This is a genomic window from Sphingomonas sp., from assembly GCF_964263785.1.
Taxonomy (GTDB): Bacteria; Pseudomonadota; Alphaproteobacteria; order Sphingomonadales; family Sphingomonadaceae; genus Sphingomonas.
The window spans coordinates 1-4,259 of the sequence record NZ_CAXVWL010000036.1; the positions used below are offsets into that span (position 1 = coordinate 1).

Below are 4,259 nucleotides of genomic sequence, written 5' to 3' on the forward strand. Positions count from 1 at the left end.
CGTGCGGGTTCGCGCTCGCCAACCGCGCCTACGACCTTCGGCTGATCCAGGACTATCTCGGGCATCGCGACCCAAAGCACACCGTCCGCTACACTCGCACGGCCGGACGCCGGTTCGAGGGCCTCTGGCGCTGATCCCAAATGGCCAATCCGCACAGCTTCGCGGTCACAGGGCCAAGAGGCGCAAGCGCCACAAGCTTTCCGATGGGAGCCAAGCATGACCCGTATCCCTCAATCGCAAAGGAGAGTGCGGTTGAGCGATAAGGACCAACCCCAAAACTCACCGCTGATAGGAATACGGATACACGCTAAGACGATCGACCCAGCTCCGCGAGCATGACCCGCCGCATCAGACTCTCGCCATCGAGCCATGCGACCGCGTGAAAGATCGGCATAGCGGCGACTCCGGTCAGGACGAGGCCGGGCAGGACCGCAACCTTGGCGAGCATCAGCGCGGCGAGGACCAACAACAGCGCGCCGAAGGCAAACGCGAACACAGCCGAGTGCGACCGGAAGAACCAGCCCCAATCGGGCACCGCCAGGAAACAGGCGCGCAGCTCGCCCTTGTACCGCCAGCCCACGACAACCGCGCGATCACCGTCGCACAGCAGTACGGGCTTACCGAGATAGTGGACGGCGTACCCGTCCAGTCGGAAGCGGGTGATGAAGGGTCCGCCCGGCAGGGCGGGGCGCGTCACCTCGACCCGCGACACAGCGCCCGTGCGAGACACCCAGGGGTTGAGCCAGTTCATCGTCCAGGTCCTATGTTGCCCGAGCCTTCAACCTTGGCATCGGCGTTGGTGCCTTGTGTCCCCGATTGTGCTTGGCGCTGCGACAGGGACGCAGTGGAAGCGAGCCGTAGGTTCACAGCCTGCCCGTTGATCCGGCCGTCGCCGAACCAGATGCCGCCTGCCTTGGTCCAGGTCAGCCCGCGCGGATCGGCAACGAAATCGCCGGCCGGTGTGTGCGTGAAATGGATATTGCCCGATCCGGTCAGATCGGTGGTGAAGTCGCCGCCGACGACTTGGCCGGTGGCATCGGTCAGCGCCGCCTTAAGCGTGTCGGCGGAGATCGACTGGAACGCAACCAGCACCTGCCGGCGGGCGGCATCGGGATCGGCGAGGCGGGACGTGCCCAGCTCCTTGTCGATCAGCCCGAACACGGTGTTGGTGTAAATGGCCGAGATCGCCAGCATCTCCATGTATCGGACGTGGAGCTGTTCGTCATAGTTGGAGCGCGGCCGGTTCCGGCGGAAGAACGGCGTATCCATCTCTGGCGGCAGGGCCATAGGCCGCATGGCGTTCACCTCCCAGCCCTTGCGCGGTTGCATAGCGACGACGATCGGGCCGGCGTAGATCATGTGCGCGGCATCGAGCGGCGTGACCTTGGCGAGTTCCGCGGGCGGAACCGTCGCCACTTCCTTGCGCGTCGGCTCGATCAATCCGTCGATCGCCCGATCGAAGCGGGGAATGTCGTTTCCCTGCCGCTGCATCACCAATTGCGGCACCGCGTCGAGGTTCACGCGGCGGGCGTTCGTGTCGGTCAGGAACGCGTCCGCCATGATGCCGACCGCCGGCATTTCGTAGGTCTTGCCCGTTTCGACCCCTAAGCTTTTGACCTTCTCCCACAAATCGGACAGCCCCGAGCTGGACCCGGCGCTTTCCGATCCGGAGCCGAACACCGACGCGCCGCCCGAGTTGCACCCCGACAGCGCCAGCCCGAGCAGGGCAGGGGCGAGCACGCACCGCATCACTTCCTCTCCTCCACCATGAGGTTTCGCAGTTCGGTCCGTTCTCGTTCCAAGTCGGCGCTGGACCCGGCGAGCTTGGCTTCCAATTCGGCGGCGCGCTTGCGGAGGCGGGTGAGTTCGGCCGTGGCGTCAGGGTCGCAAGCAGCGCGCACTTGTCCGGTCGCGGCCGACCAGTCGCGCTCGAACCCCGCGTTGAAGGCAGCACGATCGGCGCGCACGGCGACCGTATCGCGCTCGACCCGCACATCAACATGCTGCTGCCACGACACCGCCAGCCAGGTCAGCACAGCCGCGACCGGAGCCGCCACCAGAGCACCGGAAGCGAAGCCGCTCAGCGCCACAACAGCACCGCGAGGAAGAAGCCAGAAGGCAAGAAGAGGCGAGACGATGTCTCGCTCAGTTTAGTCCACACCCTACGCACGCGTGCACTCCCCTAGAGCGCAGTCGATGCGTGGTCGCATCGACCAGGAAGTACATTCCGCCATAGAGGCGAACTGCTGTCAACAGGGCTTGGCAGGACCAGCAAACGGCGTAGTCTGTCCGCATACGGTACGGAGGACCGCTTGCCCCGCGTAATGCTTACCGCCCGAGTGACAGACACCCAGGCCGCGGCGTTGAAAAGCTACGCCGCGGACGTGGGATTGCCGCTCTATCAAGCGACCGTGCGGGCGCTTGAACTGGGTATCGCCTCGCTGGTCGGGGGCAGGGGCGCGGAGCCGGTGAGGCACGATCCGGTGCCGGTTGCGGACGGTTCAACCGAGGCGATCGAGGCATTGCGTGAGGCCATCGATCGGCTCACCATCCGCGCCGAGCTGACTGATCGGCTAACCCAACGAACCCTGTTCGCAGCCGGTGCCGCCTATGCCGCGGCGCTGGCGGGGCCGGGGCAGGGCGACGAACACATGGCGAGCATCACGCGTGACGCCGAGCGAATATTCGACCGGCAGCTCGCCAAGGCACGTGAAAGCTAATCGCGTTTTGAACAGAACGGGAACCATGCTAAGGCATTTGCGCCGGGTTACTACATCTAGTTCTTTATACCCCCGGTTGGGACAATGGGTGGTATATGATCCAGACGACGTTGATTGGAGCCAAGGCGGCGCAAACGAGCTACTACGCAGAGGCTCAAGCTGAGCGCATCGGTCTGCCTCTCACCCACATGGTGACGATCAATTTTGCGTCGACACGGATTGATCCCCGGCTTGCCGTCGCGGCATTCTCAAAACTACGGCGCGACCGCTTCAACAAATGGGCGACGCGACCGCGTCGCGGCACCGGGACGGCATTCACGCCGACCTACGTGTTCGCGTTTGAGAACGTCCGGGGTTCAACCGTCTACGAGACCATGGAGCCGGGCGACCCGCATAACGTACACGTCCACTGGGCTGTCCACGTGCCGGCGGATCGGCACCACGACTTTGCAAATAATATTTGGGCGTGGGTAGAGGAAACGACAGGTGGCATTACGGGCGGATCGGAAACGATCAACATCACGCCGATCTGGAAAACGCTGAACGGGTACCTCGTCAAAGGTACGACAACGACTTTGGCTGAACTGTATGGTCGTGGGCAGGCAGCTATCCCGCAAGGACTCATCTGCGGCCGGCGTGCGGACACAAGCCGCAACCTCGGTCCTACAGCCCGGCGTGCAATGGATCGAAAGCTAGGTATTCAGCGGCAGATGCCTAACAGGCGTCCTGCTTCAAACGCAGTACTAGCCGCTTTCTGAGTAACCTATTGCCAGCGCCCTAGCTCAGTGTGACTATCACCGGAGCAGGGGTGTTATGGCGAGCCAGGCGGAAATCCTCTCCCGCGGCCAAGCAAGCCGCAACCGGCATTGGGCGGGCGTCAACGCGCGTGCCCAGGTAGCTGCGATCCTGTTCCTGATATGCGCCGGGTTTGGCGCATGGGCGGGCTGGCAGACCGCACCCGACCTCACCCGGCGCGGTGCGGCGCTCTACGTTAAGGTGCAGGGGCGCGAGCTGCTGGACCCGTTCGGGCGCAACCTGCAAACCATGGACGCCAGAATGCGCGTCGCGGCGCGCGACAACGTGCTCGACCCCGACAGCCATGCGACACGGGGCTTCAAGCGCCTGCTATGGCGCATGGGGTTCTTCGCTGTCCTGTGCGGCATCATGATCGGCGTGCCGCTCTATTACTGGCGCAAGCGGGCTTGGCTGGCGGAGGGCGAGCGGGCGGGGCGCGACCGCACCGTTCGCGGGGCCGAACTGGTCGATGCCGTGCAACTGGCGCGCATGGTCCCGATCGGGCCGGCCGAGCGGCCGGTGACGATCGGCGGCGTGCCGGTGCCCGAAGCCGAGGAGGCCCGGCACTTCCTGTTCGCGGGTGCGACCGGCACCGGCAAGACCACCGCGATCTGGGCGATGCTCGACCAGGTTGAGCAGCGCGGCCAGCACGCCTTCGTGCACGATGTCGATGGCGGCTATGTCGCGCGCTACTACCGGCCCGAGCGCGGCGACCTGATCCTCAATCCCTTCGACGCCCGTTGC

7 protein-coding genes are annotated in these 4,259 nt (G+C 64.8%); 4 read left to right on the forward strand and 3 right to left on the reverse strand.

Annotated features, from left to right (window positions below; all coding sequences use genetic code 11):
- The coding region (locus ACE5C1_RS05045) for a tyrosine-type recombinase/integrase (protein ID WP_374942980.1) at window positions 1-134 on the forward strand (134 nt) is incomplete at its 5' end.
- Window positions 135-307: 173 nt separating this feature from the next.
- Here the strand turns inward: ACE5C1_RS05045 and ACE5C1_RS05050 are convergent.
- The 3 genes from ACE5C1_RS05050 to ACE5C1_RS05060 are packed head-to-tail and all read right to left on the reverse strand — an operon-like array spanning window position 308 to window position 2,090.
- Window positions 308-751 carry a hypothetical protein gene (locus tag ACE5C1_RS05050; protein WP_374942974.1) on the reverse strand — a complete coding sequence of 148 codons (444 nt, stop codon included), beginning with the start codon at window positions 749-751 and terminating at the stop codon, window positions 308-310.
- On the reverse strand, window positions 748-1,749 hold the full coding sequence (locus ACE5C1_RS05055) for a hypothetical protein (RefSeq protein ID WP_374942975.1): 1,002 nt from the start codon (window positions 1,747-1,749) through the stop codon (window positions 748-750). Before ACE5C1_RS05055 ends, ACE5C1_RS05050 begins: the two co-directional genes overlap by 4 nt.
- Window positions 1,749-2,090, reverse strand: a complete 342-nt coding sequence (locus tag ACE5C1_RS05060; protein ID WP_374942976.1) for a hypothetical protein — start codon at window positions 2,088-2,090, stop codon at window positions 1,749-1,751. Before ACE5C1_RS05060 ends, ACE5C1_RS05055 begins: the two co-directional genes overlap by 1 nt.
- A gap of 249 nt (window positions 2,091-2,339) precedes the next feature.
- On the opposite strand from ACE5C1_RS05060, the gene ACE5C1_RS05065 reads away from it, so the two are divergent.
- The 3 genes from ACE5C1_RS05065 to ACE5C1_RS05075 form a co-directional block, all read left to right on the forward strand.
- Complete coding sequence (locus ACE5C1_RS05065) at window positions 2,340-2,720, forward strand: hypothetical protein (RefSeq protein WP_374942977.1); 381 nt, start codon at window positions 2,340-2,342, stop codon at window positions 2,718-2,720.
- A 95-nt stretch (window positions 2,721-2,815) separates the two neighbouring features.
- Window positions 2,816-3,478: a hypothetical protein gene (locus ACE5C1_RS05070; protein ID WP_374942978.1), complete on the forward strand. Its 663-nt coding sequence runs from the start codon at window positions 2,816-2,818 to the stop codon at window positions 3,476-3,478.
- Between the two features lie 55 nt (window positions 3,479-3,533).
- On the forward strand, window positions 3,534-4,259 hold a 726-nt coding region (locus ACE5C1_RS05075), incomplete at its 3' end, for a helicase HerA-like domain-containing protein (protein ID WP_374942979.1).

Coding starts and splice junctions, on each gene's coding strand:
- ACE5C1_RS05070 (WP_374942978.1), top strand. CDS start 2,816: ATGATCCAGACGACGTTGATTGGAGCCAAGGCGGCGCAAACGAGCTAC.
- ACE5C1_RS05050 (WP_374942974.1), bottom strand. CDS start 751: ATGAACTGGCTCAACCCCTGGGTGTCTCGCACGGGCGCTGTGTCGCGG.
- ACE5C1_RS05055 (WP_374942975.1), bottom strand. CDS start 1,749: ATGCGGTGCGTGCTCGCCCCTGCCCTGCTCGGGCTGGCGCTGTCGGGG.